This window comes from Prochlorococcus marinus str. MIT 0918, from assembly GCF_027359415.1.
GTDB lineage: Bacteria > Cyanobacteriota > Cyanobacteriia > PCC-6307 > Cyanobiaceae > Prochlorococcus_E > Prochlorococcus_E marinus_C.
The window spans coordinates 504,231-521,983 of the sequence record NZ_CP114780.1; the positions used below are offsets into that span (position 1 = coordinate 504,231).

Genomic DNA, 17,753 nt, shown 5'->3' on the forward strand with positions numbered 1-17,753 from the left:
AATTAAATTATTAAGATTATAGCAGATTACAGACTTACATAAAATTATTCAACAAGCATTTTCTGTTAAATAATTATTATAGAGACATAAAATATAAATAAAGGTTTCTTCATAATCTATTATTTAAATTTAATTATTTGAATTTCTTTTTTAAGATAAATTGAGAATTTAAACCAAATTGAAATTTTGAATAAGTTTCTATCTCCCATGCTGTATTAGAAAGGATATATTTAAGCCACAAATTATCGTAATAGATCTTATGATCTTTTATCTGACTGGAATCAATCAATTTTAGCCGAAATGATAAAAACTCTAGTATTGGTTTTGAAAGAGGTGTAGGTGTTGTTGCAAAAATAATAGCATCATTTGTACTAATATTATAAATTTTATTCAATATATATATAAGATCATAAGGATAAATATGTTCAAAAACAGCAAATGATGTAATTACTTGATAATCAGAAAACGGTAACAAATTAAAATTCGGGAATAATGAAACTCCATTATTTAAGATTTTCGTCTTTATAAGTGATGTATCCATTCCATGAACAATACTTGCTTTATTAACAAATGCACTAGCTGTCCAACCACTTAAACCACAACCAAAATCTAGAACTTTTTTATTTAATATAATTTCTCTACCATTATTATATCTTCTTTTAATCCTATTAGATCTTCTAGTTGATAAAAACTTTTCTAAAGGAGCTAATTGAGTTGTATATTTCATAAAAAAGAATGAAATTATATAAATCCATAAATAAATTTAGATAATAACAAATATTTTAATAGTTAATAAAGTAAAATAACTATTTGTAATTATGAATAGAGCTTATGAAGCCACTATATATTTGTTAATAACGTAAGTAAATACGACTTAAATATCATATAATAAATAGTAGTTAGTTACCATTTTTTGAAAAATTTAGTCACAGGGGGTAGTGGGTTTGTGGGATCCCATTTGATAGATAGACTGATGAACTCAGGAGAGGAGGTGATTTGTATAGACAACTTAAGTACTGGAAGAGAACAAAATATAGAACAATGGCAAAATAATGAGCGCTTTAAATTAATAAAGCATGACATAGTCGATCCTATTCAATTGGAAGTAGATCGAATTTGGCACTTAGCATGCCCTGCATCACCAAAGCATTATCAAAGCAACCCAATTAAAACCGCCAAAACTTGTTTTCTAGGGACATACAATATGCTTGGGCTGGCAAGAAGAACAAAAGCCAGGCTTTTATTGGCAAGTACAAGTGAAGTATATGGAGATCCTGAAATTCATCCTCAACCTGAGAGTTATCAAGGATCTGTAAATCCTATAGGAATAAGAAGTTGCTACGACGAAGGCAAAAGAATTGCAGAATCTCTTTGCTTTAATTATTTACGAGTACATAAAACAGAAGTTCGTATAGCAAGAATCTTTAACACTTACGGTCCTAGAATGCTTCCTAATGATGGTCGAGTAATAAGTAATTTTATTTGTCAATCACTTTTACAAAAACCCTTAACTATATACGGTGATGGGAATCAGACTCGTTCCTTTTGTTATATAGATGATCTAATTGAAGGGTTGATACTCCTAATGAAATCTGATCATATAGGACCTATCAATCTTGGCAACCCTGAAGAATACACAATATTAGAGTTATCCAACTTAATTATCAAAAAAATTAATTGCAAACTAATTACAAAACGACTCCCTCGACCAGAAGATGATCCCATAAAAAGGAAACCTGTAATTGATTTAGCAAAAAGACTTCTTAATTGGGAGCCATCAATAAATATAGACCAAGGTTTAAATCAAACCATCAAATATTTCAAAGATAATTTCAATGCTAATTAGATACTTATTTATTAATTTATTATATTAAGGAGAATATTGTTGTCAAAAAATAATTTTTTATATTTCATCTTTCCTCTAATAATTGGAATAACATTCTATAATCAGTACCTTCTTCTGGCATTATTATTAGCTAGTATTATACTATTGATAGTTAAATATATTATAAGCCTATTGATTAGGTTCCTTACTATAATTTATAGGATCTATATTTTAGAGAAAGTTAAGCCCAATATTAATTCTATTATTAACAGTAATAGAATTGCATTGTGCAATGAAAAACGTAAATTAACCTCTGTTGATCCATATGGAATAATTGATGAGTCTAAGTGGATAGGAAAAAAAGAAGGAAAATCATTAGGTAGGGATTACTTTATTCAAAAAGTCTTATTGCCAAAACTGAGTTTAATTATGAATATAAATACTAATGATGATAGATTAATGTCAATTCTAATAGCTTATTCATTAGAACAAATAGAAAAAATAACTAGTGAAGTAGATTTACAAATAAGGTGTTATCCAAAATCGATGGATGGATTAGAATATGAAAGGTATTGCAAAGAGATACTATTGAAATATGGTTGGGAGGTTATTGAAACTAGAAAAACAGGTGATCAAGGTGTTGATCTAATTGGTCATATAAATAACCTGAAAGTATGTATTCAGTGCAAATATTTAAAGAAGCCAATCGGTAACAAAGCTGTGCAAGAGATAATAGCAGGTAAAAGCTTTTATAAAGGAACTCATGCTGTTGTTGTAGGGAAATCTGGTTTTACTAATTCAGCTATTGAGCTAGCAAGAGCCAGCAATGTAACTCTAATTAGTGATTTAGAGTTACATTATTTAAAAAAAATTATTTAAGATAAGTATTTATTTTATTAGGCCTAAATTAGGCTTCGATATATTATTCTCCCTATTAACTCACGAAGAGCTATAGATGTTTTATTTAATGAATCTGCATTAGGAATCCACATATATGGGTTTATAAATCTATTATTGGATAAGATTCCCTTAGTTAGAAAATCAACTGGGAAAGGAAAGATATTAAGCCCTTGTCTTTCAAAAACCACCTTTGCTCTTTTCATATGATAAGCACTAGTAACAAGGATAATTTTAGGTGTTTTATTTTTAATATTATTCTCTAATAACTTCCTAATCTCTAAAGCTTCTTCGGATGTATTCCTCACTGGTGGAGTACTAAAAAGATTATTTGAAGGTACTCCTAACAAAATAGCTTCTTTAATATAGATACTTCCTTCTGGTGGTAATTCTGGAGAGTATGGGCTCATTCCTCCAGTAAAAAACAAATTAGAAGCTTTACCAGCTTTAAAAAGTTCAATGCCTGCTATAAATCTATCTGGGTCATTCCATTCATATATTCTTGTTTTGCCAGGTGGCAAATGTCGTGCACTACTCAATACAACTATTGCATCTGCTTTGGTTATTTGTTCTATTTTCAACCTTTCCCAGGGGGATTCAATCCATTTCCAAAGCAACTCAGAAACTATTCCTATGCTTGAAAGCCAAATTATAGAAATAGCTGTAGGAATAATCCATTTGGATTTTTTAAGTTGAAATAGGACAACCAAAAATAAGAATATACCAAGTGGCATAACAAGCAATGGCAGAAATTTACTTAATAAATAAATAACCAAAGCTAGTTATTAGTATAATAAATCCTATAAATAATAATTTAAATTGAAAGAAAACAAGCTAAATACTCTCCAAATCTAAAAAAACTTTACTTTAGCATGGATTAATTGAGGAGGTAATGCTAGGGTATAAAGAATTAATTCGAACAATAATATAATTAAATATCTTTTATGGGATTGCTAGGTTATCAATGACTTTAATCTACAGAAAAGCTAATTAACTAATCCATCTTTAATAAAGTGAAAAATCAAATTAAATTTAATGCTAAGAGAAGCTTCTCTTTACTGCCAGAGTTTGATCAATCTCTAACCTTCTTAAATTCAGGCCTAACACAAGATGGAATAAGGACCGCCAGAGGTATTCTAATATGCCTTGTTGTTCTAGGTCATATAGATTCATTTTCTCCTGAATATAAGGCTTTTACAGCAACTATATATAATTTTCATGTGATCTCATTTTTAATGATTTCCATGTTAAAAACAACTAATAAATTTAGCTTCAAAGAATTTTATATTATATGTAAACGATATTTAGGGCTCTTAATTCCAATAACAATAATAGCATTTCTAATCTTTCAATTTCTCATTGAAAAGAATAATCTATCAAATATATCGTCAGTATTTTCGAATTACTTTATGGCTTTAATAACTGGTAATGTTAAATATTTTGATCTAAGTACTGGACTCGAGCTTTTTTGGTTTATGTATGCAATAACAGGTCTTGTTACTATTAGAATGTTAATTAAAAAATATGCGTATAACAATTTACTTAGAATATTTTCCCTAATTATCTTTTCTTTTATAGGTGGTTTATCTACTAAGTATCTACAATACTCTTCTCCATCATGGATTGGAATTGCAAGCTATTCTATTAGTCTAATAGTTCTTTCTTTTTTTATAATAAATATATTTAACTTGTTAGAGAAGAAGTCAAAAATTATTGTTAGAATTACTTTAATAATAATATTCTTAATTTTAAGTTTTAATGGATTACCTGGTGGCTATAATAACTTAGCTCATTTAAAAGTTCCACTACCATGGGATATAATAAATTATTTTTCACTTATTTTCTATGTATCTACAGTTTTTAAGATAATATCATTTACATCAGAATCATCTTTATGTAAAATATTTTTTAGAGATATAGGAAGTTACTCATTAGGTATATACTTAACTCATATGTTTTTTCTTTACCCACTTAATACTTCTCCATTCCTTGTAAACCTATTTGAACCATTTAGAATTATTATTATCTTTATTAGTGTTATGTTTTTATCAACTACTTCTTCCCAATTATTACTAAGAAAATAATATGTGGCTCTATTACCTACTTATAATAATATTTTTCTGGTTTGGATGGGAAGGCAGTAAAAGCCCTTCAAAATCAAGGAAACTCTTTACGGTAGGGATTATTTTCCTTACCTTTTTTGTTGGTTTTAGACATGAAGTAGGCTGTGATTACTTAGCTTATGAATTTCAATATGGTAATATTGAATCTACAGTGGGAGAATCTGGTCCTTGGATTAATAAATTCTATTGGGCATTAGTAATAACACTAAATAATCTAAATCTCCCTTATGAGAGCTTAAATGTCATTACTTCAATTGTATTCTTTTCAGGGTTTTGGAAACTTGCACGAAGATTTAATAACCCAGCCGCAATATTAGCTTTTTCATTTCCTTTTCTTATATTTGCTCTTCCTATGTCTGCCACAAGACAAGCATTGGCTATGGGAGTTGCTTTTTTTGGTATTAATGAACTACTTGAGCGTCGTTTCTTATTCTCCTTTCTATGGTTTTTAACTGCCTCCCAATTTCACAGTAGTGGGATGATTTTCATTGGCTTTATTCCTTTACTCTTTTGGAAAGATACTAAAAAGGCTTGGCTATTTGCATCTCCTTTTCTAATTGCTTTTGCTTTATTTATATTCAGTTCTTCTGCATATGAACTAGCAATATATCGTTATGGAGCTGAGGGTCTTGGGGAGGATTCAAAAGGAGCAATATACAGAACATTAGTTCTATTCTTATTTGGCGGGTACTTCCAACTATCTCTAAAGAATCTATGGAAGATGAAACTTCCTAAAAGTTTTCCATTAATTAACCTATCTACTTATTGCATGATAGCTATATTCCTAATGTCTTATATAATTCCAACAATTGCTGATAGGCTTGGCTATTATTTATTTATATTCTTATCAATAATAGCTTCTCAAGTACCAAGCTTGCTTAAGAATAATTCGGAAAACATATACTTCCTCATGCAAGCCTTAATAACTATAGTATTTGTAGTATGGTCTATTTTTAGTTGGCAAGTTCAATTTTGCTATTCACCTTATAATACATGGCTTTTTGGATAATGAAAATAAACTTTATGTTGAAGAGTTAAGATTTAATAAATCAATTAATTCATAAGTTAATAATATGATTTTAAAAATTTCTTTCCATAGAATAACAAAAACCTGACAAAATAAACTTCCAATAATCTATAAGTTATAAATGAAATAAAATATATTTAAAGCTTTGAAGAGATATTACCCAAACAAAAATAGAACTATTAAAGGCTATCAAAGATGGGCCTAAAAACACAAAGCCCCTAAAGCAGTCAGTTACAGAATCTATAGAGACCCCACAAAGAATCTATAGACAATCCCTATAGATTATCATACAATAGAAGCAACCAGAGGGGCTCATGGAACGAAGCTGGGGAAAAGTTAGAGATGAATGGCTCGACAAGACTTCTCTTGAAGAAGAAATCTCCTTATGGGCTATTGAGTGTCTAAATAAAAATGAAAAAGCTATCTATTCGCTAGAAGAAATATCTAAAGAAGGTTCTAGCAATCAGATAGAAGAAAAAATTAAAGAGCTTAGAAAAACAATAAGAAGCGAGATCTTGGAAAAAGAAAATAGCTTGGATGATTTAAGCCTAAATACTGCAAACTCTTCAAAGCTTCAAGTATCTGTTCCTGCAAGTCTAAATTACTTAATGAAAGCTTGGGCTGCAGCTGAAGGCAGAGACTTATCTAGTGTTGCTTTGCAATGTTTAGAAATTGGCTTAAGAGCAATGAAAAGCAAAGGCTCTATACCATCAGCTGCTATAGAGCGTTATAACGTGGCATGCCAAAGAAGGATAGCTCTTGCAGAGGTTAATAATATTTGGGACAAGCATGAATCTATATCCATAAAAAACACAATCTAATTAATATGAATTGTCATTTATATAAAAAAAAATATGTAAAAAGAATCTCATTATCTGAGATCTCACCTTTAAGTAATTTTGAAAGTAAGAGTACATCAAGTCTGATATACATACTATTTAGAGCTGCTGACAATAAACTAAAAATAGTATTTAACAAGAAAATAGATCAAGATATAAGTAATGAAGGTTTTAAAGAAATTGGCAGAAAATTAGGATCAAGAAGAGATTACGATCTAATGAAACTTACTTTAAAAGAATTAGGACACGAATATATAATATCAACCCAAGGATATAAATATTCGATTCTTCTTATACGTCATTTAAATACAATTGGTTTCCCTACTATATCTGCAAAAAAAATATTTAAGAAAAAAATAACTATTTAAGCAGATTAAATAAGGACATTAGTCTAGTAAGAGCATTCTAATGTTTCTATAGTATTTCTTTTAGTTATTGGATTAGTACCAAATGCTATAGAGCATAAATAGCGTAAGTCCTCATCGCGGAATATTACATTAGTAAAATCAGTTCCATTTATAATGACATCTTTAAATCTTGCGTTAAAAGCAAATGCATCTTCTAAGATTGTATTTGTCAAATCTGTGCCTTCAAATACTGCTGAATCAAGTGTTGCATTACGAAGATTAGCATTGGATAAATTAGTGTTTAATAGTTTAGCTCCAAAGAGACTTGCTCCTTCTAAGTTAGTTCCAGAAAGATTAGCGTCTTGAAGGTTTGTTAAATAGAAAGTAGCCCCTTTTAAATCCAATTTCGAGAAATCTTCCCCAGTTAAAGTTTGCTTACCATAGTCAATTGAAGCAAAACTAGGCGTTATAGGTAAGAAAAACAAAAAGAAGGAAATAAGAAATGTAAAAAGCCTTAATGGATAGATCATGGGCATCAATGGTTTTTAAGTAAAAATACCTTTTAATTTAATTAATTAAATTTATATTTTAGGTTTTGTTTATGAAGACTGATTTGTACAATATAGAAAGTTAATAAAATGTTTATATTGAAGGTGATTTCCTTTCTCCAAAAATAAGCTAAAAAGAAATTAGCTAATAAAAGGGAATGTTTTCCTCTGTTTACACTAAGAAGATTCAAGAAATCCTTATGAGACTTTCAAAGGGAGAAAAGGTGACCTTAAAAGAAAGGTTATATATTCAAGAAGCAGCTGATAAAGATCAATCAATTGCCTCTTGGCTGAAAAAAGCAAAAAGGATGCAGCAATCTAAAGAACCTAATGACCAAATAGAATCGTTAATAAATGACCTTAATATTGGATCCTCAGAACCTGGTTCAACTTATAACCCTAAACACGAAGATCTAGGAAGTTGGTTTTCAGGTGCACCTTCATGGGTTTCTAGAAGCTAGTTTTTCAATAAAAATTAAAAGCAATTTATATATGGAATTTCAATATATAAAATCAATAGATATCTAGATTAAATTTTAAAATTGTCTAAAATAATTAAAAATCCCTTTGAAGCTATTGTAATTGGGTCAGGTGCAACTGGTGGAATAGCTGCTCTTACACTTGCTGAGCTTGGCGTAAGAGTTCTTGTTATCGAGGCAGGTCCATTTTTTAACCCAAAAGAAGCTCTAGGTTCAGAGCCGCTAAATACATTTAAAAGAATAAGAGGAATACTTAATAGTGAAAATAAAATGCAAGCACAACACCCAGGCTTCTGGAAAGCAAATCCTGATCTTTATATAAATGAAAAAGAAAATCGATACAAAACACCTAAAAATAAGCCCTTTATATGGACTCAAGGAAGACAAGTTGGTGGAAGAAGTCTTACATGGGGAGGAATCACCTTAAGGCTATCTGAAGAAAACTTTAAAGCATCTAGAGTTGATAATTATGGTTCGGAATGGCCTATCTCATACTCAGAATTAGAAGAGCATTATACAGCAATAGAAAAGCTATTAAGTATTCATGGAAATAATGATGGTTTAAATCAATTACCAGATGGTGAATATATAAAACCTCTGCCATTTACAGATATGGAGGAGGAGTTTAAAAGTAAAATATTTAATAGTTTAAATTATAAAGTAATACATTCTAGGGGGTTTGGACCTCATGATATAAATTCAGATGGATACTGGCCCAGGTCAAGTAGTATAGGAAGTAGTCTTGCAAAAGCTTTAAAAACAGGAAAGGTAGAGCTATTAACAAATCAAATTGTTGAACATATTATAATTAATAAACAGCAAAATCTATCAACAGGGGTAGTAATGATAGATAGATTAACCCAAGCAAAAAACAAACTTAATTCCAAACTAATTGTTTTGTGCGCCTCTACAATTCAAAGTATCAAAATATTGTTAAATTCATTAGAAAATAGAAGAACTCAAGGATTGATTGAACCATCTGGCAAATTAGGTTCTTATTTAATGGATCATATATCTACATGTCGTTTCTTTTCTATGCCATCCAATAACATTAAGAAAGTAACAAATCAAAAATTAACTGGTGCTGGTAGTTTCTTTATTCCATTTGGAAATAATCCAGATAAAAGTAATAGGGTAGATTTTATTAGAGGATATGGAATATGGGGAGGTATTGACCGTTTTGATCCTCCAGCATTTCTAAAGAAAAAACCTCAAACTAAAACAGGTTTCTTAATTGGTCATGGAGAAGTCTTAGCCTACGAAGATAACAAGGTTACGCTATCAAATAATTTAGATAAATTTGGCATCCCTATTCCATTAATTCGTTGTGAATGGAAAGAAAATGAACTTAAGATGGTAAAACATATGAACAAAACAATAGAAAATTGTATTAAGTCTGCAGGAGGAGAAATAAATCAACTTAAAGATCTAATAAATTTACCATTTTTAAATCTACTTACAAAAAATGCATTTGCACTTCAGGATTCTCCTCCTCCGCCAGGGTACTACGTACATGAAGTTGGGGGAGCGCCTATGGGATCAAAAAGGGATATAAGTGTATTAGATAAATGGAATAGGCTATGGGAATGTAAAAATGTTTTGGTAGTAGATGGAGCCTGTTGGCCTACATCAGCTTGGCAAAGTCCTACTCTTACAATGATGGCTTTAACAAGGAGAGCTTGTATAAAAGCGGTTAAGAATTACTGATAACAAATAAATCATTTAAATATCTTTCTGCAACGGCTCTGTCTTCGCTTCCATTTTGGAAAAGAAAATTAGCTAAGGCTGAACTCATTAAAGAATATTGATCCCATTTAGGGTTTGTATAAATAAATTCTTTCATCCCTCTATAAAGAACTTCTGGGATTTCAGTCTCTAAACTTACATAAGCCTCATTGACCTTTGAAATATCTATATTCTCATTCTTTTCTTCACTGATCTTTAATTGAGCTAAATCCATTATTTTGTTTGAAAAAATAAATTCCTAACTAATATCTACAAATTTCCCTAAATCGTCAAAGGAAACGACAATTTGATACCAAACCCCGAGACAAGATAAGACTCATTGCAGCATAAAGACCTTTGAAGAACCTTAAAAAAAGATATAAATTTAAATAAATTATTTGAAGAAGAAATAAAAATCTTCTTCAATCCAAACAAACCACAAAAGCAATTATTTATACCAAAAAATGAAAATCTTAGTGGAAAACCATTCTTTAATCTGTGGAAAAAACTTGGGAAAACAATCAAAATTAATCCATAAGACTTACTTATCGAACATAAGTCTCGTAAGTCACATGTTAGAAAGAGACAGTTGAGTCAGTCAATAAAAAGTATTTTTTTTAGATTTGCATGTTTTTTGAACTTCGAAGCGTGACAGGTCCTAAAGGATGATGAGAATGAGGGTAATGGTACTTATGAATATGCTCGTGGTCTTGATGAGCAGTATTATCTATATTTTCACACTCCCCAGTACATTCCTTTTCACATAATTCACACCCTTGCATTAAACCTTCAACATGATGATGGTGACTTGTTTGAGGTAATCCAACTTCTTTCTCAAAGCCAAATAAATTAGATCGATACTTGCAAAGTGAACAATTCATTGAAGTATCACCTGTAAAAACATCATTAATACGCTTAACCAATGTCTCTAATACTTTTGGATGATTTCCTAAATAACCAGCATTAATAAATTCAATTTCAGGATTATCATTAGCAACTAACTGAACATTTCTTTTTATTCTACTAACAAGAACACCTGAAAATAAAAAATATGGAAACACAACTATTCTTCTATAACCTAAATTTACTAAATTCCTCAAACCTGGCTCAACAAGAGGAAAAGTCACACCTGAATAAACTGTTCCCCCCCATGCGAAGCCAATAGCTTCTACAAGCATTCTTGTAATTTTAGAAACATTTGAATTTGCATCTGGATCAGAGGAACCTCTGCCAACTACAACTAATAATGTTTTATCGAATGGGAATTTAGAGTAACTATTTAATGATTCTTTTATCCTTTCCGCAGCTGCAGTAATCATAGAATTATCTATCCCAAGTTCTCTTCCATAAGCTATATCTAAACCAGTTTCTTCTGAATAAGCATTTAGAACTGAAGGAATATCATTTTTTGCATGGGCAGCTGCAAATAACATTGCTGGAATTGCTATAACTTTCTTAACAGATTTTTTTCTTAAGTTATCCAAAGCTTCAGATATGATTGGACGACTAAACTCCAAATAACCATATTCAACATGGACACCAGGCAGTAAAATCTTTATAGATTCAGCTAAATTTGCAAATTCATTTGTTGCAAGAATATTTCTACTGCCATGACCAATAATCAGAACTCCTATATTGGAATCAAGTTTATCTAAAAGCTCAGAAATCAAAACTTCATTGCACTTATTAAGACCATATCGTGTTAAGAGTGCAAAATCTCATCTAAAAGCTAATTAATCTCATATATCAACAATACAATCGTGAGCATTTCTAATAAAAACTATAACTTCCCCAATAATCTTGCACAAGATCAGAAAATTGCGGGTATATATCACGAAATTAATTCAGAATTATTGAAGCTACTTCAAAATGACACCATATCTCCTAAACCTCTCATGGTATGCGGAGGGGGGACTTCCAGTAGATGTACTAGTGAAGGACATTGGACAATAGATTTGCGTAAAAATTATCAACAGCTTGAATTTGATAAAAAAAATAATGAGGTTGTTATAGAGTCAGGGATCAATATGGAAAAGCTCTTAAAGAGCTTAATAGAATTTAATCGTTCTTTCCCTATAGGGTTATCAGGTATAACAGGAATTGGATATATTTTAACCGGAGGTATTAGTCCTTTAAGTAGAAAATATGGCTTAGCAATTGATCAAATATTAGAAATAAGTGGTTACTGGGGAAATGGCGATAAATTTCACTTATACAAGCCAGATTTATTATCAAATGAGAGCCATATTCTCCAGTGGAAAGCACTATGCGGAGCTGCCCCATTTTTTGCAATAATTACAAAAATAAGGCTAAAGACACAAAAACTAAATCCATTAACTATATGGGAAACATCTCTAAGTCCAATTCAGCTAGCAGAAATAATAGAGAAAGCAGAAGAATGGCCGAAATCAGCAAGTCTTCATTGGATCTGGGGTAATAAAATTAAATGCTATGGTACTTATGAATGTGATGAAAAAGATAAATCTAATGATCTTAATAAAATTATTAACGAAATACCTAAAGGAGGAGATTTTTTAATCTCTAAAATTCCTAACTTACTTAACTTACCTCAACTTAATTCACATGGGAATCAATTATTTAATCAAAGAAGCTATTCAGAAGTCATTGGTCTTCTTGGCCCATCAATAAGTACAAATTCATATGATTTAATTAAAAGAATCAAATCTCTAATGAAAGATAGACAAAATGAATATTCATATATTGCAGCACAGCAACTTGGGGGAGCAACTACACATGAAGAAAATAACCTAAGCTCTTTCATTCATCGTGATGCAATATGGAAGCCTTGGATTTCGGGGTCATGGAATTCTAGAGATAAAAAAGGTCAAGAGCAAAGTCTTAAATGGATGGAACAAGTCTGGGATGAACTTTATACTTATTTCCCTGGTGTCCATTTAGCACAAATACACCCTCACTTAAGTTGGCATAAAAAAGAAATCAAAGCTGCCTTTAAAAATTGGCTGCCTAAACTACAGCAATTAAAATCAAAATATGATCCAAAAGGTAATTTGCCACCTCTTTGAGATACGGTCTCAATAAGAAAATTACTAAAATGCTAAGTAAATCAAATTCAACTTTTTTACAAGAATGGATTTCTAATCCTAGAAAGGATATTTTATCTGGTCTTGTAGTTGCTTTTGCAATGATTCCAGAAGCAATTGCTTTTTCTGGAATCGCAGGAGTAGATCCACAAGTTGGATTATTTGGTGCATTTATTCTTTCAATAACAATTGCTATTGTTGGAGGAAGATTAGGGATGATCACCTCCGCCACTGGATCAACGGCCCTTCTTATGACAGGCCTTGTGGCAACAGGTAACGCACAGGGCGATGGTCTAGGTCTTTCTTATTTAATTGCAGCTGGGTTATTAACAGGAGTTTTTCAAATTCTATGGGGTTATTTACGGTTGGCTTATCAAATGCGTTTTGTTCCAACTGGAGTACTGAGTGGTTTTGTAAATGCTTTAGCTTTATTAATTTTCCAAGCTCAGCTTCCACAAATGGGATTGGATTTTCATCATGGGGAAGCGTTGGCAAATGATCATTCTCAACAAATTCTTCCAATAGGTCTTCAAATACCTATTGTTTGGCTATTAATAATTTTAGGCCTAATAATTATATATGGTTTACCACGACTCACACGTTTAATACCTTCACAACTAGTAGCTATTCTTTTACTTACAGTAATATCAATAGGCTTAAATTTAGATATACCAACTGTAAAAGATCTGGGACAATTACCAAATGGACTCCCAGGTTTTGGCCTCCCATTTGGCTCAATCTCAGATGGGAAAGTACCCTTCAACCTTGAAACATTTGGAATAGTTCTACCAACTGCATTAGCAATATCATTGGTTGGTTTAATGGAGACTTTTCTTACTCAAGATATACTTGATGAAATTACAGATACAAACTCTAATAAGAATACTGAGGCAAGAGGACAAGGAATTGCAAATATAGCTTCCTCTTTATTTGGGGGTATGGCAGGCTGTGCATTAGTTGGTCAATCAGTAATGAATACTGAAAATGGAGGTAAATCAAGACTTTCTACTTTTTCTTCAGGGATAGCACTATTACTAATGATTTTAGTATGCAAGCCTTGGCTTGAAAGAATTCCTATGGCTGCACTAGTAGCAGTAATGATAACTATTGCCATCAGTACAGCTGATATTAATGGCTTAAAAAATATATCCAAAATACCTAGGAGCGATACTGCTGTAATGCTTATGACCTTTTCAGTGACAATGTTAACTACACCCCATAATCTAGCCCTAGGTGTAATAGCAGGCGTTGCATTAGCAGGCATTTTATTTAGCAGGAAAGTTGCAAAAGTAATAAGAGTTAGCGTTCAAGAAATAAATAACGAAGAAATAATATATGAAGTAATTGGGCAATTATTTTTCGTAAGTAAAATATATTTTATGCAGGGATTTGACACTCATAAACATCCTAAAAAAATAACTATAGATATGTCTAAAGCCCATATATGGGATCAAAGTGGGGTAGCTGCTTTAGACCAAATCATTAGAAAACTTACTCTAGGGGGTTCAAAAGTTGAAGTTATTGGCTTAAATAAGGAAAGCTTTGATCTTTTTGATAGGTTAGGAGGACAAGAACCTAGTCACGGATAAATTTAAATTTTTTCAAGCTTTTTTGTAAATAAAAATATGCTTATCAAATTTGATAAGCATATTAATAAAACAATTTACAACTGATCAGTTAAATTCAGAACTTTAAAATGAGATAATAAGCTTAGCTATATCTAAAAAAGAATGGCTTACAGTCAAGCTTTGGTTTTAGTAGGTGGCATTGCTCATGTGCCAATTCTCATAACAGCACTAAAATTTGCAGACAATAAAACCTCTAAACTTAATGCCACTAAAGCTCAAGCAATAGCCGTAGAAAAAGCTGCTGCTGCTAAAGCTGCTGCTGCTAAAGCTGCTGCAGATCAAGCAGCTGCATTAAGAGCTAAGCAGGAAGAAGAAGCAGCTGCCAAAGCTGCAGCTCAAACAGAATCTAATTCTGAATAAAAAACTAGTTCTAAAGACTTTTGAAGATATATTTAGGTATATATAATTTTTAATATTTTAATTACTTATAACATCTAAAGGTTAAGTTAATCCTTAGATCTTTTACCTTTTTTCTTCTTGGGATTGAATGAATCCATTCAAATTGACATTCAGGTTCCATAATAAATAGGTCTCCGTTTGAAAGTGAAAAAGATTTTTTTTCTTTATTAATTCGATTGCTTAATAAGAAATCCCTTGTTGAGCCTAGGGATAAAGATGCTATTGATTTTTGATTATCAAGTTCTTCTTCATTATCTGCATGCCAGCCCATACAATCATTACCATTACGGTATAAATTAATTAAACATCCATTATATTCTGTCTTGCAATATCCTTGAATTTTTTCTAATAAAGGAGTAAACCAATTCGGCCAATCCTTTCCTATATGTTTTATTCCACTATAACTATAAGAAATTCCTCTATCTGCTAAGAAAGTAGTTAATCGTGGAACAAAATACTCTTTACCATAAATTTTAATTTTAGGTTGTTCCCATTCTAATTTTTCTAAGAGCAAGTGAGTTAATTGATTGGCCTTTCTTGAGCAAAGCCAATCTTGAGTCTTAGAAAAAGGTACTTTATTCAATAGATATAATTAATGTTTTTGCAATACGTTCTAATTATTTAAACTTACTCTTTGATAACAAAACCAAAGCCATTGCTGAAACATTAAATTCCTATGGGATCTCCAGGGAGTTTGAGGTTTTTTATAATTAAAATTCTCTGGCGGAGGAACATCTCCCCTTTCTTTATCTCTTTCCATTTCAGAAAGTAGCCTTGCTACATTATATTCAGGATGTCCCAAATGCATAAGCTGCCGCTGATCAGTTGTTTCAAATATTGTGTATCCAACTTTTTCACCATAAGAAAGTAGTCTCAATAAACCTTTTCTTTGAGCTTCTTCCATCTCACAGTCAGGAAGACCTGCATATCTACTTTGTGGGCAATAAAAAATATCATCTTGGGTCCCCATAATCGGATGAGCAGGAATAAGACTATTCATTGGAAACACCCCGAATAATTTCTTCTGAAAAACTTTCTTACTAACACCTGCTAAATAGGCCAAAGCAAAGCCAGCCCAACATAAACCTAATGTACTTGCACAACTTTTTCGAGCCTCATTAATCAAATCAACCAACTCTGACCAATATTTGACTTCTTCAAATGGTAAATGTTCAACTGGTGCTCCTGTAATAATCAAACCATCTAAAGGAGAAGGGGACATTGCCTCTTCCCAACTGACATAATGCTTAGATAAATGTGATAAATCCCATGTTTTATAACTATGAGAATTTAATCTAATCCATATGGGTTCAATTTGAAGAGGAGAAAGACCTAATGGGTGAAGTAAATTAAATTCATATTGTTTACCTAAAGGCATAATATTTAAAATGCCAATTCTTAAAGGCCTAATATCTTGTCTCTTTGCAAGTTCAGGCTCAATCCAAGAGATATGATTTCTCTCCACTGCAGAAATCTTGTGATATCCACGTGGAAGGATTAGCGCCATAAAATTTCTCTTTATTTAAGTAATTTGATCCAAGGCTTTTGAAAAGTCTGATTTAATATCATCTATATGCTCTAAACCTACTGATACTCTTACCATTGTAGGAGTAACACCGGCAGATTGTTGTTCTTCTGGTGAAAGTTGTTGATGAGTAGTAGATGCTGGATGAATCACCAATGTCTTTGAATCTCCAACATTAGCCAAATGACTCGCTAATTCTAATGAATTAATAAAAGTAACTGCATCATCAAATCCTCCTTTCAAGGAAAACATGAGCATGCATCCCATACCTCTTTCCGTCAAATATTGTTTTGCTCTTTGGTGATAAGGATCTGATGTTAACCCAGGGAAATTAACACTTAAAATTTTAGGATGATCATTCAACCAATTAGCTAATTCCATAGCATTAGAAGAATGCCTTTCTATTCGCAAGCTCAATGTTTCTAAACCTTGCAATAATAAAAAAGAATTAAAAGGACTTAAAGCGGGGCCCCAATCTCTTAAACACTCAAGCCGAGCCCTTAATGCAAATGCAATATTTCGATCCTGAGGGACACCTAACATTTTGCATATATCACTATCAAAACCAAAAGCATCCCAATGAACTAACCCATGATATGCAGCACTTGGCTGAGACATTAATGGAAACTTACCATTACCCCAATTAAAAGTTCCACCGTCAACAATAACTCCGCCTAAACTTGTTCCATGTCCACCAATCCATTTCGTGGCACTTTCCACTAAAACATCAGCTCCATAATCCAAAGGCCTTATTAAAGCTCCAGCGGCACCAAGAGTATTATCAACTATTAATGGTATATTTCTAGATTTTGCCAAATTAGAAAGTGCCGCGAAATCTGGAATGTTAAACCTTGGATTACCCATTGATTCAACATAAATAGCCTTTGTATTCGAATCTATTTGAGATGCAAAACTATCAATCTCATCACCATCTGCAAATTTTACATTTATTCCTAATCTCGGGAACTGAACCTTGAATTGATTATAAGTTCCACCATAAAGATATGAAGTTGAAACAAAATTATCTCCTGCTTGCATACAATTTGTAATTGCCAAAAATTGTGCTGATTGTCCTGAAGCTGTAGCAAGAGCTGCCACCCCTCCCTCAAGAGCTGCAACTCTTTTTTCAAAAACATCCGTCGTGGGATTCATTAGACGGGTATATATATTCCCAAATTCTTTTAAGCCAAATAAATTTGCACCATGTTCAGCATCATTAAAAACATATGAGCTTGTCTGATAAATAGGAACAGCTCTTGAATTGGTTGAAGGATCAGGTTGCTGGCCAGCATGCAACTGCAATGTTTCGAATTGATGAGATTTCAAGAA

19 protein-coding genes are annotated in these 17,753 nt (G+C 31.7%); 11 read left to right on the forward strand and 8 right to left on the reverse strand.

The window, feature by feature from the left end:
* Positions 1 to 133 precede the first annotated feature (133 nt).
* Positions 134 to 727, reverse strand: coding sequence for a methyltransferase domain-containing protein (locus O5636_RS02680; protein WP_269623081.1), 594 nt, complete (start codon positions 725 to 727; stop codon positions 134 to 136).
* 186 nt (positions 728 to 913) lie between these two features.
* Here O5636_RS02680 and O5636_RS02685 point away from each other — a divergent pair, with 186 nt between their 5' ends.
* Both O5636_RS02685 and O5636_RS02690 read left to right on the forward strand, forming a co-directional pair.
* Positions 914 to 1,846 carry a UDP-glucuronic acid decarboxylase family protein gene (locus O5636_RS02685; protein ID WP_269623082.1) on the forward strand — a complete coding sequence of 311 codons (933 nt, stop codon included), beginning with the start codon at positions 914 to 916 and terminating at the stop codon, positions 1,844 to 1,846.
* Positions 1,847 to 2,110: 264 nt separating this feature from the next.
* The gene (locus O5636_RS02690; protein WP_269623083.1) at positions 2,111 to 2,704 is read left to right on the forward strand and encodes a restriction endonuclease; all 594 of its coding nucleotides are present in this window, start codon (positions 2,111 to 2,113) and stop codon (positions 2,702 to 2,704) included.
* A gap of 23 nt (positions 2,705 to 2,727) precedes the next feature.
* Here O5636_RS02690 and O5636_RS02695 read toward each other — a convergent pair whose 3' ends face one another.
* On the reverse strand, positions 2,728 to 3,456 hold the full coding sequence (locus tag O5636_RS02695) for a YdcF family protein (protein WP_269623084.1): 729 nt from the start codon (positions 3,454 to 3,456) through the stop codon (positions 2,728 to 2,730).
* A gap of 279 nt (positions 3,457 to 3,735) precedes the next feature.
* Here O5636_RS02695 and O5636_RS02700 point away from each other — a divergent pair, with 279 nt between their 5' ends.
* The 4 genes from O5636_RS02700 (at position 3,736) to O5636_RS02715 (ending at position 7,079) form a co-directional block, all read left to right on the forward strand.
* Positions 3,736 to 4,806, forward strand: a complete 1,071-nt coding sequence (locus O5636_RS02700) for an acyltransferase family protein (protein WP_269623085.1) — start codon at positions 3,736 to 3,738, stop codon at positions 4,804 to 4,806.
* A 1-nt stretch (position 4,807) separates the two neighbouring features.
* Positions 4,808 to 5,854: an EpsG family protein gene (locus O5636_RS02705; protein ID WP_269623086.1), complete on the forward strand. Its 1,047-nt coding sequence runs from the start codon at positions 4,808 to 4,810 to the stop codon at positions 5,852 to 5,854.
* A 332-nt stretch (positions 5,855 to 6,186) separates the two neighbouring features.
* Entirely contained in the window at positions 6,187 to 6,693 is a 507-nt protein-coding gene (locus O5636_RS02710; RefSeq protein ID WP_269623087.1) for a VHS domain-containing protein, read from the forward strand.
* 5 nt (positions 6,694 to 6,698) lie between these two features.
* Positions 6,699 to 7,079, forward strand: coding sequence for a hypothetical protein (locus O5636_RS02715; RefSeq protein WP_269623088.1), 381 nt, complete (start codon positions 6,699 to 6,701; stop codon positions 7,077 to 7,079).
* A 23-nt stretch (positions 7,080 to 7,102) separates the two neighbouring features.
* On the opposite strand, the gene O5636_RS02720 is transcribed toward O5636_RS02715, so the two are convergent.
* Positions 7,103 to 7,588 carry a pentapeptide repeat-containing protein gene (locus O5636_RS02720; RefSeq protein ID WP_269623089.1) on the reverse strand — a complete coding sequence of 162 codons (486 nt, stop codon included), beginning with the start codon at positions 7,586 to 7,588 and terminating at the stop codon, positions 7,103 to 7,105.
* 218 nt (positions 7,589 to 7,806) lie between these two features.
* Between O5636_RS02720 and O5636_RS02725 the strand changes: the two genes are divergently transcribed.
* Together O5636_RS02725 and O5636_RS02730 are read left to right on the forward strand one after the other, a co-directional pair.
* Positions 7,807 to 8,067: a hypothetical protein gene (locus O5636_RS02725; protein ID WP_269623090.1), complete on the forward strand. Its 261-nt coding sequence runs from the start codon at positions 7,807 to 7,809 to the stop codon at positions 8,065 to 8,067.
* 90 nt (positions 8,068 to 8,157) lie between these two features.
* The gene (locus O5636_RS02730) at positions 8,158 to 9,792 is read left to right on the forward strand and encodes a GMC oxidoreductase (RefSeq protein ID WP_269623507.1); all 1,635 of its coding nucleotides are present in this window, start codon (positions 8,158 to 8,160) and stop codon (positions 9,790 to 9,792) included.
* Here the strand turns inward: O5636_RS02730 and O5636_RS02735 are convergent.
* Together O5636_RS02735 and O5636_RS02740 are read right to left on the reverse strand one after the other, a co-directional pair.
* Positions 9,779 to 10,045, reverse strand: a complete 267-nt coding sequence (locus tag O5636_RS02735) for a DUF2811 domain-containing protein (RefSeq protein ID WP_269623091.1) — start codon at positions 10,043 to 10,045, stop codon at positions 9,779 to 9,781. The two genes, O5636_RS02730 and O5636_RS02735, sit on opposite strands and share 14 nt — an antisense overlap.
* A gap of 382 nt (positions 10,046 to 10,427) precedes the next feature.
* Positions 10,428 to 11,480, reverse strand: coding sequence for a sirohydrochlorin chelatase (locus O5636_RS02740; protein ID WP_269623092.1), 1,053 nt, complete (start codon positions 11,478 to 11,480; stop codon positions 10,428 to 10,430).
* A gap of 90 nt (positions 11,481 to 11,570) precedes the next feature.
* On the opposite strand from O5636_RS02740, the gene O5636_RS02745 reads away from it, so the two are divergent.
* The 3 genes from O5636_RS02745 to O5636_RS02755 all read left to right on the forward strand — a co-directional run bounded on the left by O5636_RS02745 (position 11,571) and on the right by O5636_RS02755 (position 14,860).
* On the forward strand, positions 11,571 to 12,854 hold the full coding sequence (locus tag O5636_RS02745; RefSeq protein WP_269623093.1) for an FAD-binding protein: 1,284 nt from the start codon (positions 11,571 to 11,573) through the stop codon (positions 12,852 to 12,854).
* Between the two features lie 29 nt (positions 12,855 to 12,883).
* Complete coding sequence (locus tag O5636_RS02750) at positions 12,884 to 14,461, forward strand: SulP family inorganic anion transporter (protein ID WP_269623094.1); 1,578 nt, start codon at positions 12,884 to 12,886, stop codon at positions 14,459 to 14,461.
* A gap of 141 nt (positions 14,462 to 14,602) precedes the next feature.
* Complete coding sequence (locus O5636_RS02755; protein ID WP_269623095.1) at positions 14,603 to 14,860, forward strand: hypothetical protein; 258 nt, start codon at positions 14,603 to 14,605, stop codon at positions 14,858 to 14,860.
* 61 nt (positions 14,861 to 14,921) lie between these two features.
* On the opposite strand, the gene O5636_RS02760 is transcribed toward O5636_RS02755, so the two are convergent.
* Genes O5636_RS02760 through O5636_RS02770 form a run of 3 tightly spaced genes read right to left on the reverse strand, consistent with a single transcriptional unit; the run spans position 14,922 to position 17,750 of the window.
* Complete coding sequence (locus O5636_RS02760; RefSeq protein WP_269623096.1) at positions 14,922 to 15,482, reverse strand: alpha-ketoglutarate-dependent dioxygenase AlkB family protein; 561 nt, start codon at positions 15,480 to 15,482, stop codon at positions 14,922 to 14,924.
* 30 nt (positions 15,483 to 15,512) lie between these two features.
* Positions 15,513 to 16,406, reverse strand: coding sequence for a homoserine O-succinyltransferase (locus O5636_RS02765; RefSeq protein WP_269623097.1), 894 nt, complete (start codon positions 16,404 to 16,406; stop codon positions 15,513 to 15,515).
* Between the two features lie 15 nt (positions 16,407 to 16,421).
* Positions 16,422 to 17,750 (reverse strand): O-acetylhomoserine aminocarboxypropyltransferase/cysteine synthase family protein, encoded by a 1,329-nt coding sequence (locus O5636_RS02770; protein WP_269623098.1) that lies wholly within the window; start codon positions 17,748 to 17,750, stop codon positions 16,422 to 16,424.
* Positions 17,751 to 17,753 lie beyond the last annotated feature (3 nt).